This is a genomic window from Haloarchaeobius amylolyticus (assembly GCF_042678045.1).
In the GTDB taxonomy this organism is placed as follows: Archaea; Halobacteriota; Halobacteria; order Halobacteriales; family Natrialbaceae; genus Natrinema; species Natrinema amylolyticus_A.
In genome coordinates this window covers 287,297-306,906 of sequence record NZ_JBHUDI010000011.1, presented here as the reverse complement: position 1 = coordinate 306,906, position 19,610 = coordinate 287,297, and the positions used below count along the sequence as shown (strand labels likewise).

At 66.2% G+C, this 19,610-nt stretch carries 18 protein-coding genes; 10 read left to right on the top strand and 8 right to left on the bottom strand.

Going from position 1 to position 19,610, the window contains the following annotated elements:
- Positions 1-170 precede the first annotated feature (170 nt).
- The 5 genes from hisI to ACFR99_RS17540 all read left to right on the top strand — a co-directional run bounded on the left by hisI (position 171) and on the right by ACFR99_RS17540 (position 4,172).
- Positions 171-539: a phosphoribosyl-AMP cyclohydrolase gene (hisI, locus tag ACFR99_RS17560; protein WP_390290144.1), complete on the top strand. Its 369-nt coding sequence runs from the start codon at positions 171-173 to the stop codon at positions 537-539.
- A 1-nt stretch (position 540) separates the two neighbouring features.
- Positions 541-1,719 (top strand): DUF7118 family protein, encoded by a 1,179-nt coding sequence (locus ACFR99_RS17555; protein WP_390290141.1) that lies wholly within the window; start codon positions 541-543, stop codon positions 1,717-1,719.
- Positions 1,720-1,820: 101 nt separating this feature from the next.
- Positions 1,821-2,480, top strand: coding sequence for a DsbA family protein (locus ACFR99_RS17550; RefSeq protein WP_390290138.1), 660 nt, complete (start codon positions 1,821-1,823; stop codon positions 2,478-2,480).
- Between the two features lie 52 nt (positions 2,481-2,532).
- Positions 2,533-2,670, top strand: coding sequence for a hypothetical protein (locus ACFR99_RS17545; RefSeq protein ID WP_390290135.1), 138 nt, complete (start codon positions 2,533-2,535; stop codon positions 2,668-2,670).
- A 2-nt stretch (positions 2,671-2,672) separates the two neighbouring features.
- Complete coding sequence (locus ACFR99_RS17540; protein WP_390290132.1) at positions 2,673-4,172, top strand: glycosyl hydrolase family 28-related protein; 1,500 nt, start codon at positions 2,673-2,675, stop codon at positions 4,170-4,172.
- A gap of 38 nt (positions 4,173-4,210) precedes the next feature.
- Here the strand turns inward: ACFR99_RS17540 and glmM are convergent, their stop codons facing one another.
- Positions 4,211-5,587 carry a phosphoglucosamine mutase gene (glmM, locus tag ACFR99_RS17535; RefSeq protein WP_390290129.1) on the bottom strand — a complete coding sequence of 459 codons (1,377 nt, stop codon included), beginning with the start codon at positions 5,585-5,587 and terminating at the stop codon, positions 4,211-4,213.
- 97 nt (positions 5,588-5,684) lie between these two features.
- Here glmM and ACFR99_RS17530 point away from each other — a divergent pair, with 97 nt between their 5' ends.
- The 4 genes from ACFR99_RS17530 (at position 5,685) to ACFR99_RS17515 (ending at position 8,747) form a co-directional block, all read left to right on the top strand.
- Positions 5,685-6,554 carry an HVO_0234 family beta-propeller protein gene (locus ACFR99_RS17530; RefSeq protein WP_390290126.1) on the top strand — a complete coding sequence of 290 codons (870 nt, stop codon included), beginning with the start codon at positions 5,685-5,687 and terminating at the stop codon, positions 6,552-6,554.
- A 155-nt stretch (positions 6,555-6,709) separates the two neighbouring features.
- A complete protein-coding gene (locus ACFR99_RS17525; RefSeq protein ID WP_390290123.1) occupies positions 6,710-7,153 on the top strand; it encodes a hypothetical protein in 444 nt (147 codons plus the stop codon).
- Between the two features lie 94 nt (positions 7,154-7,247).
- Positions 7,248-8,105 (top strand): ribose-phosphate diphosphokinase, encoded by an 858-nt coding sequence (locus ACFR99_RS17520; RefSeq protein WP_390290120.1) that lies wholly within the window; start codon positions 7,248-7,250, stop codon positions 8,103-8,105.
- Between the two features lie 102 nt (positions 8,106-8,207).
- On the top strand, positions 8,208-8,747 hold the full coding sequence (locus ACFR99_RS17515) for a heme NO-binding domain-containing protein (RefSeq protein ID WP_390290117.1): 540 nt from the start codon (positions 8,208-8,210) through the stop codon (positions 8,745-8,747).
- Between the two features lie 27 nt (positions 8,748-8,774).
- Here the strand turns inward: ACFR99_RS17515 and ACFR99_RS17510 are convergent, their stop codons facing one another.
- From ACFR99_RS17510 to ACFR99_RS17495, 4 genes are all read right to left on the bottom strand, one after another.
- On the bottom strand, positions 8,775-10,856 hold the full coding sequence (locus ACFR99_RS17510) for a CARDB domain-containing protein (RefSeq protein WP_390290114.1): 2,082 nt from the start codon (positions 10,854-10,856) through the stop codon (positions 8,775-8,777).
- A gap of 177 nt (positions 10,857-11,033) precedes the next feature.
- Entirely contained in the window at positions 11,034-11,558 is a 525-nt protein-coding gene (locus tag ACFR99_RS17505) for a hypothetical protein (RefSeq protein ID WP_390290112.1), read from the bottom strand.
- Positions 11,559-11,899: 341 nt separating this feature from the next.
- Complete coding sequence (ileS, locus tag ACFR99_RS17500) at positions 11,900-15,106, bottom strand: isoleucine--tRNA ligase (protein WP_390290109.1); 3,207 nt, start codon at positions 15,104-15,106, stop codon at positions 11,900-11,902.
- Between the two features lie 100 nt (positions 15,107-15,206).
- Entirely contained in the window at positions 15,207-15,437 is a 231-nt protein-coding gene (locus ACFR99_RS17495) for a hypothetical protein (RefSeq protein ID WP_390290106.1), read from the bottom strand.
- 118 nt (positions 15,438-15,555) lie between these two features.
- Here ACFR99_RS17495 and ACFR99_RS17490 point away from each other — a divergent pair, with 118 nt between their 5' ends.
- On the top strand, positions 15,556-16,251 hold the full coding sequence (locus ACFR99_RS17490; RefSeq protein WP_390290104.1) for a uracil-DNA glycosylase: 696 nt from the start codon (positions 15,556-15,558) through the stop codon (positions 16,249-16,251).
- Positions 16,252-16,310: 59 nt separating this feature from the next.
- Here ACFR99_RS17490 and ACFR99_RS17485 read toward each other — a convergent pair whose 3' ends face one another.
- The 3 genes from ACFR99_RS17485 to ACFR99_RS17475 form a co-directional block, all read right to left on the bottom strand.
- On the bottom strand, positions 16,311-17,009 hold the full coding sequence (locus ACFR99_RS17485) for a glycerophosphodiester phosphodiesterase (protein WP_390290101.1): 699 nt from the start codon (positions 17,007-17,009) through the stop codon (positions 16,311-16,313).
- 153 nt (positions 17,010-17,162) lie between these two features.
- Positions 17,163-17,843 (bottom strand): NTP transferase domain-containing protein, encoded by a 681-nt coding sequence (locus tag ACFR99_RS17480; RefSeq protein ID WP_390290098.1) that lies wholly within the window; start codon positions 17,841-17,843, stop codon positions 17,163-17,165.
- A complete protein-coding gene (locus ACFR99_RS17475; RefSeq protein WP_390290095.1) occupies positions 17,831-19,003 on the bottom strand; it encodes a CDP-glycerol glycerophosphotransferase family protein in 1,173 nt (390 codons plus the stop codon). Before ACFR99_RS17475 ends, ACFR99_RS17480 begins: the two co-directional genes overlap by 13 nt.
- Between the last annotated feature and the right edge of the window lie 607 nt (positions 19,004-19,610).

The window sequence follows — 19,610 nt, the reverse complement described above, 5'->3', positions numbered from 1 at the left end:
AGAACCGATAGCGGTCGTCCAGTTCCCCGTATCGGTCACGAGGGAAAGACCACTTCGTTACCGTGGCACTGATCCTGCCTGCCGCTTTTGATGGCTCGCTTCTCGAGTCACCACACCATGGAGCCGACCGCGGCAAAAGACCTATCGCTCGGACGAACAACGTCTCGAGTATGACCGACGACGTTGCAGTCGATTTCGGCGAGGACGGGCTCGTCCCCGCCGTGGCACAGGACGCCGACACCGGCGAGGTCCTCATGCTCGCATACGTCTCGCCGGAGGCGCTCGAGCGAACGCGCGAGACCGGGCGGGCACACTACTACTCCCGGAGCCGAGAGGAGTTGTGGAAGAAAGGGGCGACGAGCGGCCACGTCCAGGACGTCCAGGAGATCCGCGTCGACTGCGACGCCGACACCCTGCTCTATCTGGTCGACCAGGAGGGCGGGGCGTGCCACACCGGCCACCGGTCGTGTTTCTACCGGACGATCGAGGGAGAGAACGTCGGCGAGCAAGTGTTCGATCCAGACGCCGTCTACGAGTAAGATGAGCGAGCGCGTCCCGCCCTCCGACGCCCGCTCCGACGCCGCCGACAGTACCAACGACGATCCGACACCGCTCGAGTCCCTCGAGGCCGCCCGCGCGCGCCTCGAGACGATCGAGACACGGATCGACGATCACGACGAGGAAACCGTCGAGGAGGTTGCGGCCGCCTATCGAGCCGCAACCGATCTGTTAGAGACCTACGTCGATCGCGCGACCGGGACCGGCAAAGAGAATTTTCAAGCATATATCGAACTCGAGGGAAAGTTCGACGGGCTCGTCTCCGGACTCTCCGAGGACCTCCCCGAGCACGCGGCCTTCGAGAACGCCCTCGAGGCGATCGACAAACGCCGACTCAGCGAGGCGGACTTCGAACGGGCCCGCGACGCCCTCGAGCCTGCGGCCCGATATGCGGACATGCTCGACGACCGCGAGGCTGCCCGCGAGGACCTGGCGGAGGCCCGCAAAGCCGCGAACAGACGGCTACGGACGATCGACGACGAGATCGACGAGCGCGAGCGGTTGCTCGAACTCGCGGATGCGGACCTCGATGCCCCGGTCGAGCGACTTCGCGACCCCATCGAGCGCTACAACGAGGCGATCCGCGAGGCTTTTCAGGCGTATCGACTCGAAACCAGCGCACGCGAGGTGTTCGCCCTCGTCGAGCGGAGCCGGTGGTATCCGTTCGTGTCCTATGTGCAGCCGCCCGACGACCTGTTGGAGTACGTCCGGAACGACCCGGCTGGCGAGTACACCATCCCCGAGTTGCTCGAGTACGCTGACTACTCGCGCTCGAAGCTTTCGCATTACGTCGACAGCGCCGATGAACTCAAACGAAACGTCGCGACTCAGCAGACCTATCTCGAGAGCATCGACGCCGAGCCGCTGACGATCGACTGGCCGCCCGATCCCGCGGGCGCCCTGCGAGCGCGGACGCGGGAGTACCAGCCGTTCGTCGCGCGGGTCGCCGACGAGGACGTCGTCGCGGCCTTGCGCGAGGTCCGGCTGCTGGCGACCGACCCCGACTACGACCGCTTACAGACCGCAGCCCAGGCCGTCGCCCAGCTGACGCCCGCCGAACGCGAGCGGCTGGCCGACGGCCGCGTCGCCGACGAACTCGAGACGTTGCGGGCCGAACGGGAGCGACTGGTGAACGCGCTCGCGGTCGACGATCCGGTTTGACATCGTCCGAGATCACGGGTTGACTCCGAGAACGTCTGCGTGGGAACCACACGCGTTCAGAAACGGCATCGTATATATGTCGCTGCCCCCTTCCACCGACTATGCGAACGACGCGGCGGTCAACTCTCGTTGCGCTCGGTGGAACGCTCGCGCTGTCAACCACAGCCGGCTGTCTCGGCGGTTCCGGCGAATCGCTCCCCGACGACTGCGACGGCGGAGAGGTCGAGACAGTCGAGTCGCTTTCCCGGCCCGCACTCGGCCCGGAAGACGCCGCCGTCACCGTCGACGTCTTCGAGGACTTCGCCTGCGGACACTGCGCGACGTTCTCCAATAATGTCTATCCACAGATCGAATCGAACTACATCGAGCCCGGTGACGTCCGCTACCGCTATTTCGACTACCCGATCCCCGTCGACGAGACCTGGTCGTGGCGTGCCGCCTCGGCCGCCCGCGCAGTGCAGGACCGAACCGACGCCGAGACGTTCTTCTCCTTCGCCAAGGCACTCTACGAGGAGCAATCCCGACTCGGCGAGGACGGCTACCAGTTCATCCGCGAGGTCGCCGACGACCACGACATCGACGGCTGTACGATCGCCGCGGCGGCCGACCAGGAGGCTTACCGGGAGGTCGTCGAGGCGGACAAACAGACGGGCGACGACCGCGACATCCCCGGAACGCCGGCCGTCTTCGTCGACGGAACCCTCCTCGAGAGCTACGAGTGGGACACGGTCAGCGCCGCGATCGACGGACAGCTCGAGTAGACCGTCGGCCGCCTAACAGGTGGTTTATACGCTGGAAGACGAGTCAAATGTCATGGACGGTTCAGGGCCGGGACGGCGGGACGTCCTCATCGCAACGTCTGGCATTCTCGCGTTTGCGGGGTGTACGGATAGCACAGCCGCCGAAACCGGCTACGGAACGGCGTACGGAGACGGGTACGGAGCCGAGTGAGCATGGTCGATCACACGCCACGTCTCGGCCTCGGGACGTACGAGCAGGGCGAACCGTGGGACCACACCGACGCGGTCGAGGCGATCGACGCACACGCGATCGTCCGCGGCCCGATCGCCGATCGCCCGGCAACCGGCGAGCACGACGACGAACTATATCACGCGACCGACCAGGGGATCACCTGGCGCTGGGACGCCGCGAGCGACGACTGGACCTATTTCAGCGGTCGCGGCAGCGACGACCAGCCGGTCCCGGGAACGAGTCACTTCGAGGCCGCCCGGATCGCCCACGCTCGAACCAAGGAGACCCCCGTCTGGAACGTCGAGGCCCACGGCATCGAGGGCGACGGGACGACCGAAGTCGGCGATGCCGTCACCGACCTCCTCGAGGAGGTCGCCGCGGCCGGCGGCGGGATCGTGTACTTCCCGCCGGGGCGCTATCTGCTCGAGCGGACGCCGCTGATCGGCGACGACACGATCGTGCTGGGTGCGGGCCGTGCGACCGTCCTCGTTGGCATTCGCCCCGACGGTGAGAACGGGCGTGCGCTGCTCTCGAATATGGGCTACGACGAGCCGGGCTACGACGGCGCGTCGAACTGGGGCGTTTGCAACGTCCGGATCGACTCGCCGGAGTCGACGGGGATCATGCCCGCCCACGCGGCAAACGTCCGGCTGGAGCGGATCTACGGCGACCGCATTCACTATCACCATATCGACGTCGTCTCATCGAAAAACGTCGTCATCGACGGCTACTGGGCGACGCGTGGCGGCGAAGGCGACTCGGACGCGCCGGTGCAGTTCGACAGCCAGCAGTCAGGAACGGGCTGGAACAGCGTCTGGGACGGCAGCGACGACGTGCTCGTCGCGGACGACGGAACGCCGACCAGAGACTGCACGCTTACGAACTTCGAGATCGACCCGGCGAACGACCCCGACTACGGGGTCCACCTGCACCGTGGGACGAACGAGGGGATCACCATCACGGACGGTCAGATCACCGGCTGTGGGTATACGGCGATCAGAGCCGATCCGAACGAGGCGGTCGCGGACCTGACGATCGACGGCGTCTCGTGTCGCGAGAACGCACGCGGGATCACCCTGGGTCACGTCGCGGACGGCCGCCGGGAGTTGACGATCAGCAACGTCACGATCAGGACCGAAGACGGCGATATGGCCGCGGGATCGGGGCTGTACGCGGCCGGATTCGACGGCGCTGCGATATCAAATGTCACCGTCAGCGGGCCGTTCACGAACGCGATCATCTTCGACGACATGGCCGACCTGAAGCTCAGCGGCGTGACCGCGACTGGCGCGGCCCACCAGTCGTTCCGATTCAGGGAGAACGTCGACGCGACGCTCACGACCGCCCGAGCGGCCGACTGTGGCACTGTCGGTCTCTACGTGGGCCCCGGCAGTCGCGTCGCCTACGGCGGTGTCACGTTCGACGACGTCGGGGACCGGATCGTCGTCGACGGAGAGCTTCGAGAGTGGATCTCGTCGTGATCGAGCGGGCGTAACGACCCGCGCACCCGAAAACAGCGTTATGCGTCGGCTTTCGCAGTCGTCAGCGCCTCGTACATGTCTTCGGCGAGGGCCTCGGCGCGGTCGCCGTCGCGGGCTTCGGCGTAGACCCGGACGAGCGGTTCGGTGCCGGAGGGGCGAGCGAGCACCCACGCGTCGCCGTAGTCGAGCCGGTAGCCGTCGCGGGTGTTGAGCTCGGCGTCGGCGGCCTGAGCCTGGTTGGCCGCCGCGTCGAGCATCGCGTCGCGCTCGGCTGTCGACTCGTAGGCGACGTTACGCCGGACGTTGATGTAACCGTCGTAGGGCGCGACGATTTCGCTGACCGGTCGCTCGGCGACCAGTTCGAGGAATCGCGCGGCCGTGTACGCCCCGTCCCGTGAGAGCCGATAGTCGGGGAAGAAGATCCCGCCATTGCCCTCGCCGGCGATCGGCACGTGTCTGTCGTTCGCCTCGAGTTCCTGGATGCGAGTGATGATGTTCGTCGAGCCGATCGGGGTGAGTTCGAGGTCAGCGCCGACCTCGGTGACGACGTCGACGAGCCGCTGGGAGACGTTGACCGCCGAGACGGCCGTGTCGCCGGCCTCGAGTTCGGCGGCGGCGAGCGCGGCGAGCGTGGCGTCGCCCTCGACGTACTCGCCGTCTTCGTCGAAGAAGATCGCGCGGTCGGCGTCGCCGTCGTGGGCGATGCCGACGTCGGCATCGGTGGCGCGGACGAGGCGGCCCAGATCAGTGAGGTTGCCGGGGACAGGTTCGGGGTCGCGGCCGGGGAAATGGCCGTCGGGCTGGCCGTTGACGGTGACGACGCGACAGCCCAGTTTTCGGAAGAACTCGGGGCTGGTCAGTGAGCCTGCGCCGTGGCCCGGATCGAGTGCGACGGTCAGGTCGGCGTCGGCGATCGTCTCTCGGTCGGTGGCTGCGAGCAGTTCGTCGACGTACGCTCGTCCGACGCCGTCGATCTCGCGGACGCGCCCCGTCTCGTCCCACGAGGCGACACTGAAGGATTCGGCGAGTAGGGTTTCCTCGATCTCCTCGAGGGCAGCGACGGAGAGTTCGACGCCGTCGGACCCGACGAGTTTGACGCCGTTGTACGGCGGCGGGTTGTGCGAGGCCGTGATGACCACGACCGGCACCCCCTCCCGTTCGGCGTAGGCCTGTGCTCCCGGCGTGGGAACGACTCCGAGGCGGTCGACGTCGGCACCCGTACTCGCGAGCCCGCTGGCGGCCGCATCGGCCAGCATCCGCCCCGTGTAGCGGGTGTCGCGAGCGATTGCAACCCGGTCCCCACCGTGACCGTCACCCCAGGTCGTCCCCGCCGCTTTCGCGACGCGCAGGACGAACGCGGGCGTCAGTTCCTCGTTGGCGACGCCCCGCGTCCCACTCGATCCGAAGACTTGCATCACACGCTAGTCCGGCCGGATTCCTCAAAGGGATTCCGCAACGTGCTTCTCGGATGCAGGGCGGAACGTTTTCGGCCCGCCCCCCTCACGTTCCTGTATGCACTCGATCGAGGAGAAACGCGTCTACGGCGATCGCGAGGGGGCGATCACGGCCTACGTCGCGAGCGCGATGGGCGTCGTTCGCGTCCGGGTCGCCGGTGACACCGTCGGCGAGTTCGGCCTCTGTGAGCGCTGTGGGGCTCGAGACGTCGCAGCGAGTCCCAATGCCGTCGCCGTCGCGACCGAGGACGACGTTCGCGTGCTCGCCCTCGAAGAAACCGACCGTGACGACGACGCGCCGGTCGCCGCCGCCGAGCCGTTCGTCGAGACAGGGTTCGGACCGGCAGTTGCCGTCGGCTACGACGACGGTGCCCTGCTCGCGGCCGGTCCGAACGGTCGCGTTGCGCGTCGGGCAGCCGGTGTCGACGAATGGAGACCTCTCGAGGACGACCTCGAGACGGCGGTGCGAGCGATCGACGGCGACCTCGTCGGCACCGACGACGGCGTCTATCGGGTCCACGACGGCGGCCTCGAGCACGCTGGCCTGTCGGACGTACGTGACGTCTCGGCTGCTGGCGTGCCACTGGCCGCCACCGCGGACGGCCTCTACAAGCTCGGCAACGGCTGGATGACCGTCCTGGAGGGTACGTTTGAGACCGTCGCCACCGACCCACGCTCGGACCGGGGTGAACTGATCCGCGCACACGCAGTCGCCGAGGACGGCGTCTACGAGTTCGTCGCCGACGAGTGGCACGCGATCGACGACACGGACGAGCACCTCGTCGACGTCGGCTACGGGGAGACGACCTACGCCGTCACGGACGAGGGGACCTTCCTCGCGTGGAGCGACGGAGAGTGGCGGACGCGAGCGCTGGGCGTCAGGGACGTTGCGGGCCTCGCCGTGCCGCCACACGCCAGCACGCAGTAACCGACCACACGCCGTTCTCGTGGCAGTCGGGAGAGAAACGAAGCCTGCAAGAGTTAACTATCATGAATGACACCCTTCGATAGATAAGCGATCTCTCACGACGACGACTCCTGGCCGCGACCGGCACCGCCTGTACCGGTGCCGTCGCAGGCTGTATGGGCAGCGGCGACGAAACCGATGGAAACAGGGGCAACGGCGACGAGCCTGACGACGGCAGAGCCGACGAGCGCTCGACGGTCGATACCGCGGGGACGCTCCTCGGAGATATCACCGTCGACAACCTGGACCAGTCCGCCCACACGATCGACGTCATCGTCGAGTTCGACCGGACGATCGAAGCGTGGGCGACCGAGGCGCTCGAGGCTGGCGGTGGCACGACCCTCGAGCGAAACTGGCCGTCCGAGCCGGGGCAGTTCCGCGTGACGGTCCGTGTCGACCAGAGCGAGCCGGTCGAGGTAACGCCGGCCGACTGGAACGAGCCGTCGTGTCTGAACCTCTTCGTGCGGATCGACCGGGACGGAGCGCTGACGGTCTTAAGCGATACGAGCAGCGGCCCGGGCAGTGCCGACGACGGGAGCAGCGACGACACCAGCGCGTAGCCGACAGCCACGGACGCGACGGATTCGGCACGCTCGAGCGCCGAGCGCGGACGAGAACGAAAGCTGGTTTAGCCCGCGGAGTGTGCCACCGACTATGATCGTCAGTGGATCCACGTCCCAAGCGCTCGCCGCAGCGCTCGCTCGTGAACTCGAGGAACCGCTCGCCGCCGTCGAGTACGACCGGTTTCCCGACGGCGAACTGCTCGCGGCCGCCCCCGGCGTCGCCGACGCCGAGCCCGACCGGGCAGTGATCGTCGCCTCGACCGTCTCGAGCGACGCCCATCTCGAGGTGCTCCAGCTCCAGGACGCCGTCCGCGAGGCCGGCGTCGACGAGGTCGTCACCGTCCTGCCGTATCTGGGCTACGGCCGGCAGGACGCGGCGTTCGAACCAGGACATCCCGTCTCCGTGCGCGCGGTCGCCCGCGCGATTTCGACGGGCGCGGATCGCGTGCTGACTGTCAACCCCCACGAGGAAGCGAGCTGTGAGTTCTTCGAGCCGACAGCGACGGCCGTCGACGCCGCGGGCCGACTGGCCGAGCCACTGCCCGACGACCTCGTGGATCCGGTCTTCCTCTCGCCCGACGCGGGCGCGATCGGCCTCGCCGAGACAGTCCAGGCGGCCTACGGCGAAGGCGAGACCGACTACTTCGAGAAGGTTCGCCACTCCGGTACCGAGGTCGAGATTACGCCGAGCGACGTCGACGTGACCGACCGCGACGTCGTCGTCGTCGACGACATCATCGCGACTGGCTCGACGATGAGTGAGGCCATCGGCGTCCTCCGGGAGCGCTCGGTCGGACGAGTCTACGTCACCTGCGTCCACCCGCTGCTGGCTCGCAACGCCGTCACGAAGCTCTCGCGGGCCGGCGTCGAAGCGATCTACGGCACCGACACCATCGAGCGCGGCGTCAGCACTGTCTCGGTCGCACCGGCGCTCGCGTCGTACCTGTAAGCAAACGGTTAAGTACTCGCCCACACGTGGCCTAGTCGTTAGCGTCTCGCACGGTGCGGTGTCGGCTGTGTGAACTGCGCCGACACCTGCACGAACGTATCAATGCACGGGATCGTCCACAAGACCCTCAAGGAGTACGTCGTCGACCGGACCGACGACGAGACCTGGGACACGATCGTCGACCGCGCCGGCCTCGAGCCGACGCTCTACCTCCCAGTTAGCTACTACGACGACGCCGAGATCGACGCCGTCCTCGAGACGCTGTCGGGGATGGCTACCCAGGACAGGCGCGCGATCGAACGCGACGTGGGTCGAACGCTCGCGCCCGAACTGCTCTCGACGTTCAGCGCCCACGTCAGCCGCAACTGGACGGTATCGGACCTGCTCGGCGAACTCGAGGGCGTCTACGACGACATCGAAACCGCCACCGACGACGCGTCACTGCCTGCGATTTCCTCCCGTCTCGAGTCCGATCACGGGGTCGTCACCTACGAGACTCACCGCGACACCACCTACTGTGGCATGGCCCACGGGATTCTCGAGGGGGTCGTCGCCGCGTTCGACGGCGACGCAACCGTCACGGAGACGGCCTGCGTCGACGACGGGGCCGACGCGTGTCGGTTCCGCGTCGACCTCGAGTAGCGACGAACACGGAGCCACAGCCACCTGTCAGTACTGGCGCGCTCGTATCGCAACGATGAGGAGCATCGCAACGGCGACGAGCGTCGCTGGAATCCCGAAGCCGGACACCGTCTCGAGCGCCGCGGTCGGCCCGCTGCCGACGCGTGCGGTCGTGGTTCGGTCACCGACGGCGATCTGGTACCGGCCCGGGTCGTCGAATCGAAGTTCAGCCTCGATCGTCGTCGAGTCGCCGGCTCGGAGCGCCACCGGTCGCTCGGCGACGACACCCTCGGCGGTTCGGAACGCGATGACGGCTGTAGCAGGCCGCTCGCCGGCGGCCTCGACCGTTGCGGTCGCCGTCACCGGCTCGCCGGGCTCGACGCGCTCGGCCGAAACGTGTAGATCGGTGACGGTCACACTCGCCGCCGAGCGAACGACGGCAGTCAGTCGCTCGGAGCCGACACGAACCGCATACTCGCCGGGTTCAGCCGGGGTCCACGAGAGGCGGTGCTGTGCCTCCTCGCCGGCTGCGAGTCGACCCTGACGAGCATCGACTGGCCGGCCGTCGACCTGCAGCGTCGCGTCGTACGTTCCGTTCCGGCTGCCGACGTTCTCGACCGTGACCGGCAGCGACACCGGTTCACCGGCCGGGACCGCGATCACGCCACCAGATTCACCGGCGGTCCCAGCTGTCCCCGAGGCGTTCCAGTGCGGCCACTCCTGGCCTGCCACCTCGAGTGGCTCCGAGCCGACCCCGTACTCGAAGGCCGCGACCGGCTGCTCGAAGGCCGCCGACTGCTGGCTCCGAGACCACATCTCCGGGGTCGCCTCGGTTCGCGTGTACCGCTCGGCAGCAACCCGAACGTCGACCCCGCCGTACTCCTCGAGCGTTCGCAGGAAGTCGGCCTCGGTGATCCGGTCCTCCTGGGCGTTCAGCGAGCGGAAGACATCCGCGAGCGTACGATCACCGTCGGTCGCGAGCCGCAGTCGGCGGTCGAGTTCGCCGTAGACGAGCGCCCCCTTCACGTAGTGAGTGCGGTCGTCGTTCCACGTCGAGCGATCGACCAGCACCCCATCGGCGTAGGGCGAGCGCTCGCCACGCTCGAGGAGGTCGCTGAAGTCGCCGAAGTCGGTGTCGCCGCGCTCGAATGCGAGCAGCCCCGCGTAGTAATCGGCCTGGGCTTCGACGAGCCACGCCGTCTTCGGTGTGGTGTCCGTCGCCGCACTCGAGAAGCGCTGCCGGACGTGGACGTACTCGTGGAGCCAAGCCGGGTTCGGCTCGTCGAGTTCGGCATCGGCGACGACCCACGCGTCGGCGCGGCCGTACTGGATCCCGCGTGGCCCCCAGTCGGCCTCGGTAGGCGCTGCGATCACGACCACCTCGTCACGTCGCATCCCGACCGCGAGGCGGTCACGTGCGTCCGCCAGCGCCGTCAGGATCGCATCCGGCGACTCCTCGAGCCGTGCGGCCTCGGGGACGACCAGCCGGATCGTTCCACCGTCGGTCGCTCGCTCGTGCGTCGTCACCGGACCGAAAACCGCGATGTCGCCGCCGGTCGCGCCCGGGCCGTCGACGGTCACCGTCTCCTCGATGCCGACCGGGTCGGTCCGTCGCAGGGAAACGTTGAGCGAGGGAACCGGGACGATCCCCCAGTCGCCCGTATCGACGAACGTGTACCCCGTCTCCGACGTCCGTGTCCCGTAGCTCCCGCCTCGCCGGTCGGCCGGCATCGTGTAGCGGATCGTCGGCTCGTCGGTCGCGCCGGTCCATTCGTAGGTCCGCTCGCTCGTCCGCTCGAGGCCCGTCACCGATTCGACGCTCGCACCCTGCTGGAGTTCGATCTCGAACTGGGTGACGGCGTCGGGGACGTGAAACGTCGTCTCCGTCTCGAACACGTCGGTGTCGGCGGGACGATGGCGAAGGACAGTCGTTCGGTCGAAGACGTCTCTGGAGCCGGTACTCGCTCCGACCGAGCCGAGCGGTTCGCTGGGACTCGCAACCAGTTCCCCGGTGGGAGCGGTGGTCCCAGCAGGTGTCGCCGGCTGCGCCGGTTCGAGGGCACCGACGCCGGCCGGCAGACTACAGACGAGCAAGACGACGAACGCGACGGTTGGGGCTCGAGCAGCCACTACCCATTGCTGGTCAGTCAGCAGTCAAGACGTTTATGACACCGTGACTGTCACGTTATGTCGGTTATTTTTCCCGCTCGTGTTCGTTTCCCGTCTCCATGCATTCGCCGCTTCTCGGACCGGTAGTCCCCGTACTCGGGGAAAATCCGGGACAGCGTCGAAGCCGCGTTCTCACCCTTATTGCGTCTCCTCGCCGTCAGTCGCCGACCGCGTCACCCGCTCGGCCAGCAGGTCAGCCAGGGGATCGAGTGAGACGTACACACGGACGGCAAGGATCGCGAGCGGGGGCAGCGTGAGCGCGAAAAACACGACATCGTACACCCAAGCGATCTCCCCGAGCAGCGGCACTACCGCTGGTGCCAGTCCACGGTGGGCAATGACCATCGCGACGAACACGACGAGCAGCTGTGAGATAGCAGCGACGTCCTCGGCGACCTGTGTTGGCCTCTGGACCACCGAGTGAACGAGCGTCGCGACCGCAGGGGCTAGCGAGAGGAGGAGTGCAACTGTCGCGATCGTCACGATCGCGCTGACGACCGCGAGGAACGTGATCGGCGACCCCGGGACCAGTCGGTCGATCCCGGGCAAGAACGAGACGAGCGTCAACAGCAGTATCAGCGACAGAGTGACAAGCAGCAGTTTCCCGATCCGTCGGACCGTCTCACGATCGACTGCAGCGTATTCGAGTCGATTGCCAGTCATTGCTGTACTCGAGACAGCGACCCGCTGTCCCAAATAGAGGAGTCGTCGTTGCGGCCGTTTTCCCGCGTTTGCGAACCGTTCAGCTCATTTTGAACGGCCAGAAACAGACACAATCACCGCTGGAACCTCGCAAGGCTACGCACTGCTCGTCGTGGCCCTCGAAACGTGTGCTGACAAAAACCGCGTTGGACTGCTCGAGAGCTACTCCGACGCTTCCGCAGTCGCCAGCGGCTCGAATGCGATCTCGGCATCCACCTTTTTCTCGTCGGGTTCACTCGTACCTCGCTCACCACTCCTCGAAAAATCTGGACGAAAAAGCTGCCTCGCTTCGCTCGGCAGTCCTATTCCGACGCTTCCGCAGTCGCCAGCGGCTCGAGCGCGATCTCCATCGTCACACCGTCGACGTCCCACTCCTTGCGGTGGCCGTCCTCGACCGTGCGGCGTTCGTCGGCACGGACCTCCTGGCTGATCAGATCCTCGCGCTCGGCGACGAGGTCGGCGACGCGGTCGTCGTCGATCGCGAGGTCGAGCGCGATCCGCTCTTCGACGTCGAGATCGAGATCCTTGCGCATCTCCTGAACGCGACGGATGACCTCGCGGGCGTAGCCCTCGCTCTCGATGTCGTCGGTCAGCGAGGCGTCGACGTAGGCGACACCACGGTCGTCGCCGTCGGTGCCGAACGCGGTGCCGGCGATGTCGTCGGGCGTCTGGGTGACGAACGAGACCATCTCGTCAGTGATCTCCTCGTCGTCCTCGAGGACGTCCGCGACGGCATCTTCGAGCGCCTCGAGGCTCGGCTCGTCGATGCGGGCCTCGTTGAGCGCGTTCATGACCTGGCCAGCGCGGTCGCCGAAAGCCGGGCCGAGTTCGCTCATGTCCGCCTCGGCGCTGTACTGGAGTTCGCCCCAGCGCTCGTCGGGCGAGACGAGTTCGATCTCGCGGGCGTTGAGCCGCTCCTCGAGCAGTCCGGGGTGGCGCTCGACGGCCTCGACGACTCGCTCGTCGTCGGCGGCGACGACGACCCGCGGGACCGGCCAGCGGAGTTTGCGGCCGGCCTGCTGTCGGGCGTTCGCGCCGGCCTCCTCGATGGCGCGGAGGAGGGAGACGTCTTCCTCGAGTTGCTGGTCCTCCCAGTACTCGTCGACGTCGGGCCAGTCTTCCATGTGGACGGTGTCGAATCCATCCTCGCCGGTGAGGGTGCCGTAGATCTCCTCACTGATGAACGGCGCGTAGGGTGCAAGCAGGGCGACGCTCTCGCGGAGCACCCGATAGATCGTCGCGTAGGCAGCCTGTTTGGAGGCGCTGTCGTCTTCCTCCCACATCCGCTCGCGGACCGCCTGAACGTAGAACCGGGAGACGTCCTCGACGACGAACTCGAGGAGTTCGTCGACAGCCTTGTCCTGGCGGTAGTCCTCGAAGTGAGCGGTCATCTCGGCTTTCGTCGACTGCAGCCGGGCGAGTACCCACTCGTCGAGGGGCTCGAGGGCGTCGTCGACCTCGTCCAGCGTCGTCTGCTGGGGATCGAAGTCGTCCAGGCGCATGTACGGCAGCGGGAACCGGAAGACGTTCCACAGCGTCCGGAGGTGGTTCTCCATCGTCTGCATCCCGTCCCAGTCGAAGCGCATGTCCTCACCCTGTGGGTTGTTCGAGAGGAGGAACAGCCGCATGACGTCCCGGCCGTGGCGGTCGATCGCCTCGTGGGGATCGATCAGGATGTCCTTGGACTTGCTCATCGCGCGGCCGTCGGGCATGAGCGCGTGGCCGTGCATCAGCACCTCCGTGTACGGACTCTCGCCGAGTGCGGCGGTGCCCATCCCCAGCTGGGACCAGAACCAGCCACGTGTCTGGTCGTGAGCCTCGAGGATCAGGTCGGCGGGCCAGAGTTCGTCGAACCGGCTGTCGTCCGAGGGGTAGTCGAGCGTGCCCCAGGATGCGACCGAGGAGTCGAGCCAGACGTCGAACACGTCGGGCACGCGGGTGTAGGTGGTGCCGTCCTCGGTGATGGTGAGATCGTCGACCGTGTCCTTGTGAAGGTCGACGGCTTCGGGATCGATGTCCTGATCGACGCGCTCGGCGAGTTCCTCGCGAGTGCCGATGACGATCATATCTTCATCGTCATCCCGGTCTTCGGGCGTCCAGACCGGCAGCGGGATGCCCCAGTAGCGCTGCCGGGAGACGTTCCAGTCCGGCGCTTCTTCGACGAAGTCACGGAAGCGGTTGTCGCGAGCCCACTCGGGGTGCCACTCGCTGTCCTCGATATTGTCGAGGAGTTCGTCCTTGACGTCGGTGACCGTGATGAACCACTGGTCGGTGACGATCTGGAGGATGCCCGTGTCACAGCGCCAGCAGTGGCCGTAGCTGTGGTGGACGGTACCGGAGGCCAGCAGCGCGCCGTTGTCCTCGAGGTCGGCCATGATTTCGTCGTCGGCATCCTTGACGAACTGGCCTTCGTACTTGCCGGCTTCCTCGGTGTAGACGCCGTCACCGCCGACTGGACAGAAAATCGGGAAGCCGAGTTCGCGGCCGCGCTCGAAGTCGACCTCACCGTGGCCGGGTGCGGAGTGGACGAGGCCGGTGCCGTCGCCGTCCGTGTCGACGTAGTCGGCGGCGTAGATCTCGAAGACGCCCTCGGCATCGACGTGGTCCGGCACCTCCTCGGCGAGCGGGTGCTCGTAGGACCAGCCGAGCAGGTCCTCGCCGGTCAGCTCCTCGACGATCTCGTAATCGTCGTAGCGACCCTCCTTCAGGACCTCCTCGTGTTTGGCCTCGGCGACGTACAGCAGTTCCTCCTCGCCGTCCTTTTCGGCGCGGACGCCGACGTAGTCGCCCTCCTCGTCGACGGCGACGAAGGTGTTCGCGGGGATCGTCCACGGCGTCGTCGTCCAGATGACGATCGAACCTTCGCGGTCCTCGAGGTCGAATTTGACGTAGATCGAGGGGTCCTCGACGTCCTCGTACTCGACCTCGTTGTTCGCGATCGCGGTCTCACAGCGTGGACACTGCGAGATCGAGCGGTGGCCCTTCTCGACGAGCCCCCGGTCGGCGGCGTTCGAAAAGCCCCACCAGGCCGCTTCCATGTATTCCGGCTCGAGGGTCTTGTAGGGGTTGTCCCAGTCCATCCAGACGCCGAAGTCCTGGAAGTCAGACTGCAGCCCCTCGAGTTGCTCGTTGGCGTAGTCTTTGCACTCCTGGATGAAGTTCTCCTCGCCGAACTCCTCGATGTCTTTCTTGTTCTCGAAGCCCAGGCGCTCCTCGACGCGGGTCTCGATGGGGAGCCCGTGCATGTCGTAGCCCGGGCGGTCGGTGACGTCGTACCCCTGCATCCGCAGGTAGCGGAGGTAGACGTCCTTCAGCGATTTGTTCCAGGTGGTCCCCATGTGCGCCGACCCCGACGTGTACGGCGGGCCGTCGACGAAGAAGAAAGACTCACCGTCCGATCGGTGCTCGACCGTCTGCTCGTAGGCGTCGACGTCGTCCCAGTACTCGAAGACCCGTTGCTCGAGTTCGTGTGGGTCGTACTGGTCGTCGACCTCGCCGAACCTGCTCATATCCGACCTAATCGCCTCCGGCAGTAAAGAGGAATCGATATTGCGGGTTCCGCCGAGCTCCGCTGGTCAGTATCAGTACGCAAAATCGAGTCGCGATCGCTTAGACGTACTCCGCGAGGACCTTCTGATAGCCGAGCCCGTACACGCCCGCATACAGCATGACGCCGCCGAGGGCAGCCAGCCACAGCGCGATCATCGCCTCGCCGGCACCGAGATGCTGGAGACTCGCCTGTTCGACGAGGATGCCGCCGACCGTCAACGCGCCGGCGACGACGGTATAGACGATCAGCGAGAGTGATTCCACGAGCAGTTCCGGACCGATCGATGTCATTAGCACGCAGGTAGCCACCCAGCTAAGGTAAACCTGTCCCCTCGCGTGCGACGCGATCACACGACTATGATCACACCGAACCGACTCGAATTACTGCCTCGGCAACGGACGCTCGAGTGTGCCTGCGTCCGACCCAGACACCGACGCTAACACCGACTCGACGGCCGGCGAACCCGCCTATCCGACCAGTCGCAACGTCCTCGCAGCCGACTGTGCGCGCTGTCGCGCCCTCGCCGACGCTCGCGAGTGCATCTCGTGGGGAACCGGCGACCGCGACGCCGACGTCGTGGTCGTCGGCGAGGCACCGGGCTACGGAAACCCCAGCGCGGAGCGCTGGCGGGGCGGCAACTGGACCGGCAAGGCCTACACGTCGCGCCACTCCGGCCGGCGCATCCGCCGCATGCTCGAGCGGATCGGCTACGACGATGCCTACTACACGAACGCGGTGAAATGCTTTCCAGCCGATCCGGACGATCCCACCACGAACCGCGAGCCCACCGACGAGGAACGAGCGACCTGCCGGACGCACCTGTTGACCGAACTCGATGACGTAGCGCCGACGGTCGTGCTCGCGACCGGCAAACACGCGACGACGAGCGTGCTCGCAGCCGAGGGGCGAGACCTCGAGGGCTTTCTCGACAGCGTGCTCGAGCCAGTGTGGTGTGACCGGCTCGGCGTTCATCTCGTGCCGATTCTCCATCCCTCGTATCAGGACGTCTGGATCGGCCGGCTCGGCTACGAGCCAGCGGAGTACCTCGAGGCGATCGGGGAGACGATCGAGAACTGCCGTGGAACGGCGGAGGAAAGCCGCTGACCCGTTCAGTACGCGCCTCTCGCGGTGTTCGAGGCGCGCTTCCAGCCGGCGGTTCGTGACTATCCGTGTGTCGTCACCGTCGGCTGGAGCGCTGGCGGAGCGATGTCCCAGCGGTCCGCGGTCACGCCGTCGACGCCGAGTTCGTGGAGGGTCCGGACGTCGTCGACCGTCCGCGCCGCCTTCCAGGCGATAACGTTCAGGTCGTGTTCACGCGCGTTAGGGACGATGTCCGTCTCGACGCAGAGGTCGTAGTGGGGGAAGACGTGCGTGCAGTCGTACTCGAGGGCCCGCGAGAGGTTTGCCTCGGGCTCCTCGCCGAAGAGCAGTCCGTTCGGTACGTCGAGGCAGGCCGCCTCGATTTCCGCGATCGCTTCCGGCAGGAACGACGAGACGCGGACGTCCGCGCCGGCCGCCATCGCCAACTGTAGCGTGTCCGCCGCGATACCGTGCTCTTTCAGTTCGAGCTGGACGGTGACGTCGTCCGGCACGGCTCGCAACACCGCCTCGAGGCGCGGAATCGACTCGTCCGACTCGAGGACGGTGAGGTCTTGCAGCTCGGACCATGGCGTCTCTGCAACTCGTCGATCGACGTCAGCGACGCGGTCTAAGGTCTCGTCGTGTACGACGACCAGTTCACCCGATCCACAGCGCCGCACGTCCACCTCGACGGCGGGCAGTCGGCGGGCGGCTTCACGGATTGCGAGGAGTGTGTTCTCCGGAACCTGCGCTGCACAGCCACGATGGCCGATAATCTCCATCTATCGAGATCGCAGGAGTCAGGACGCATCAATATTTTGTTTCCCTCGCAGTAGAGTGGCCAATCGTACACAATGTCTCGTCTTTCGTACTGTCTCGGTAATCGGCAGTCGGTGACGAAGTCCTGTTATGACAGCCCTCATGCCGGCCGTCGATCACGCACACTGGATCCGCTCGGACGCGAGCCACGCTCGAGCGCGCTCTAAGTCGGCCGGGCGATTGACTTCGACGTGACGGGTCGCCGGGATCAACAGCGGCTGTGTCGGCGTCTTCGGGTAGATGTAGGGGTACCAGTCGTCGAGCCGTTCCTGGAGAATTCGCATCGCTGCCGGTCGATGGTTGCGGCTCACGATGCCGAAGCCGGCGTGCTGGTGGCCCTCGATGAGCCCGTAGGCCGTCACACGTCCCGCGTCGTCCCAGCGGATCGCGGTCGATTCGCTCTGGATACCGGGAATACAGCCGACGAGGTTGAGCCGGCCCCTGAGCGCGTCGAACTGCTCGGTCAGTCGCTCGAGTTCGCGTTCGTCGACGAGGATGTCACCGTTGAGCACCAACAGGTCGTCGTCGATGCGTCTGAGCGCGAGGAGCAACGACGCGGCGTTTTCGTACTGATTCCAGTCCGCGAGGACGATCGGATCGTCGGGATCGTACCGCTCCAGGACGGTGTCGTGGCGATAGCCGAGGACGATGCTGGTGCCGTCGACGTGTGGCTCGAGCAGTTCGCGCTGGCGGTCGTACAGCGTCCGCCCGTCGAACTCGAGGAAAGCCTTCGGGACGTCGTCGGTGTGATGGCCCATTCGTTTGCCCTCACCCGCGGCTAAGATCACTGCGCGCATCGCATCACCTCCTCGGCGGCGCGTTCGCCCGCTCGGCCGTCCATCGGGATGCCGAGGTCTGCGAGCCACTCCTCGCGTCGGCGTGCGACAGCGTCGGGTTCGCCGTTGCGATACAGGTCGTCGACGAGCTCGAGATCGATCGCGTCAGTCGTGGTGCCAATCCGCGGCACCTCGCGGTCCGGCGCGTCGATGTCGGTCAACTGGATCAACGGCCGGCCCGTGTGGAGCCACTCGGCGATCGAGCCGGAGTAATCCGAGATGAGCACGTCCGACCGGCGCATGCTCTCGGCGGGCGTCGTGGTCGTGTCGAAGACGACGTTCGGGAACTCTGCAATCCGGTCGCGACACGCTCGCGTGACGGGCAGTCCCGGGCCCTCGCGTCTGTCAGTCGGATGGGGTCGAAAGAGCAGTTCGTACTCACTGTCGGCGAAACACTCGACGACCGAGCGGGCCGTGTTCGCGTACGCTCCCTGGCCGACCATGTAGTTGGTCGGGGCGTACAGCACCCGCCGGTCGCGGGGTGGCGGCGAATCGACTAGCACGTCGGCTTCCGGGATACCGACGACGGCGACGCGCACGTCCGGCGGCGCAGCGTCCCGGTACGCCGCCGCCCACCGCTCGCCGGGTGCGAGCGCGGCGCTGACGTGCTCCAGGATCGTCGTCGCCGTCACGGAAATTTCGCCGCGACCGATCGACGCGCCGTGGCGCACGTGGACGAGCGGGTACTCCTCGTAGAACGTGAAACGCTCGATGCCGAACCGGTGGTTGTAGACGACTACGTCGGGGTCGATCGCCCGGACGTTCTCGTCGACCGCGCCGGGGTCGTCCACCTCGATTTCCTCGATGCGGTCGCTACAGCCGCGGGCGTTCGCTCGAACCGGGACGTACGCCGACTCGCTGTCGACGTGGCGGTCGATCGCCTCGAACGTCTTTCGCATGAACGGTCGCTCGATCGCGTACAGTATCGTTCCCATCGTGTGAATCTCCTCGCTGCGCTTCGGATCCTCGAGTGGCAGTCGGCCGCCGTGCTCGAGACGACACGGTGACGGTGTGGCGAGATTCGACCGGTCGACGCCGGGAGCGGGCGAGTGTCGCTGTTGCCATCGACCGATCGGCGATGTCGGCCGCTCGCACTCGGCACCAGCCAGCCGTTCGAGCACGACCCATCGCTGTTCCCGGCCCGAACGTCGCGTACGAGCCGGGAGGTCGATCGTCAGGACGGATCTTCGTGCCGTGTTCGATTAAACGATACCCACGACTAAGCCGGCAATCATTATAATGGCTGTAGTGGATACCTGTACTATTTCACGGATAGTCAATCTAGAACGTATATTTCTGTAATAATCTACGGTTTGGAAACCAAGCTCGCTGTGTCCGTTGATGGTCTGGGTAACTGACTCGAGCGAAGCGGGTCGTCGGCGTACTCCCTCAGTGGTATCGCACCGAGCGGTCGCTCGAGGGTGGTTGGTCACGACGCTCGAGAAGTGTGCCTACCACGTTTCCCGATGCACGCAGAAATCGCCAGCCGGAGGCTGGCATCGGAGCCCCCTATCCATTGAGGGATGAAAATGGGTAGGGGTAGGGAGAGATCGGCGACGTCGGGGCGATCTCTTATCGACGGGGCGTGTGATGTCTCAGAGACGGACACCGTCGGCAACGACAGTTGTCCTCCCCGTCGATTAGTCAGTATACCGGGTCCCGGGTAAGTATAGACCCGCTAAACGATTTCGTTTAACTCAACTACGGTACTCACCTCGTTTCACGACA

What these genes read in the sequence shown, in the direction of transcription:
- hisI (WP_390290144.1), top strand. Translation starts at nt 171, where the DNA reads ATGACCGACGACGTTGCAGTCGATTTCGGCGAGGACGGGCTCGTCCCC.
- ACFR99_RS17555 (WP_390290141.1), top strand. Translation starts at nt 541, where the DNA reads ATGAGCGAGCGCGTCCCGCCCTCCGACGCCCGCTCCGACGCCGCCGAC.
- ACFR99_RS17550 (WP_390290138.1), top strand. Translation starts at nt 1,821, where the DNA reads ATGCGAACGACGCGGCGGTCAACTCTCGTTGCGCTCGGTGGAACGCTC.
- ACFR99_RS17545 (WP_390290135.1), top strand. Translation starts at nt 2,533, where the DNA reads ATGGACGGTTCAGGGCCGGGACGGCGGGACGTCCTCATCGCAACGTCT.
- ACFR99_RS17540 (WP_390290132.1), top strand. Translation starts at nt 2,673, where the DNA reads ATGGTCGATCACACGCCACGTCTCGGCCTCGGGACGTACGAGCAGGGC.
- glmM (WP_390290129.1), bottom strand. Translation starts at nt 5,587, where the DNA reads ATGCAAGTCTTCGGATCGAGTGGGACGCGGGGCGTCGCCAACGAGGAA.
- ACFR99_RS17530 (WP_390290126.1), top strand. Translation starts at nt 5,685, where the DNA reads ATGCACTCGATCGAGGAGAAACGCGTCTACGGCGATCGCGAGGGGGCG.
- ACFR99_RS17525 (WP_390290123.1), top strand. Translation starts at nt 6,710, where the DNA reads ATGGGCAGCGGCGACGAAACCGATGGAAACAGGGGCAACGGCGACGAG.
- ACFR99_RS17520 (WP_390290120.1), top strand. Translation starts at nt 7,248, where the DNA reads ATGATCGTCAGTGGATCCACGTCCCAAGCGCTCGCCGCAGCGCTCGCT.
- ACFR99_RS17515 (WP_390290117.1), top strand. Translation starts at nt 8,208, where the DNA reads ATGCACGGGATCGTCCACAAGACCCTCAAGGAGTACGTCGTCGACCGG.
- ACFR99_RS17505 (WP_390290112.1), bottom strand. Translation starts at nt 11,558, where the DNA reads ATGACTGGCAATCGACTCGAATACGCTGCAGTCGATCGTGAGACGGTC.
- ileS (WP_390290109.1), bottom strand. Translation starts at nt 15,106, where the DNA reads ATGAGCAGGTTCGGCGAGGTCGACGACCAGTACGACCCACACGAACTC.
- ACFR99_RS17495 (WP_390290106.1), bottom strand. Translation starts at nt 15,437, where the DNA reads ATGACATCGATCGGTCCGGAACTGCTCGTGGAATCACTCTCGCTGATC.
- ACFR99_RS17485 (WP_390290101.1), bottom strand. Translation starts at nt 17,009, where the DNA reads ATGGAGATTATCGGCCATCGTGGCTGTGCAGCGCAGGTTCCGGAGAAC.
- ACFR99_RS17480 (WP_390290098.1), bottom strand. Translation starts at nt 17,843, where the DNA reads ATGCGCGCAGTGATCTTAGCCGCGGGTGAGGGCAAACGAATGGGCCAT.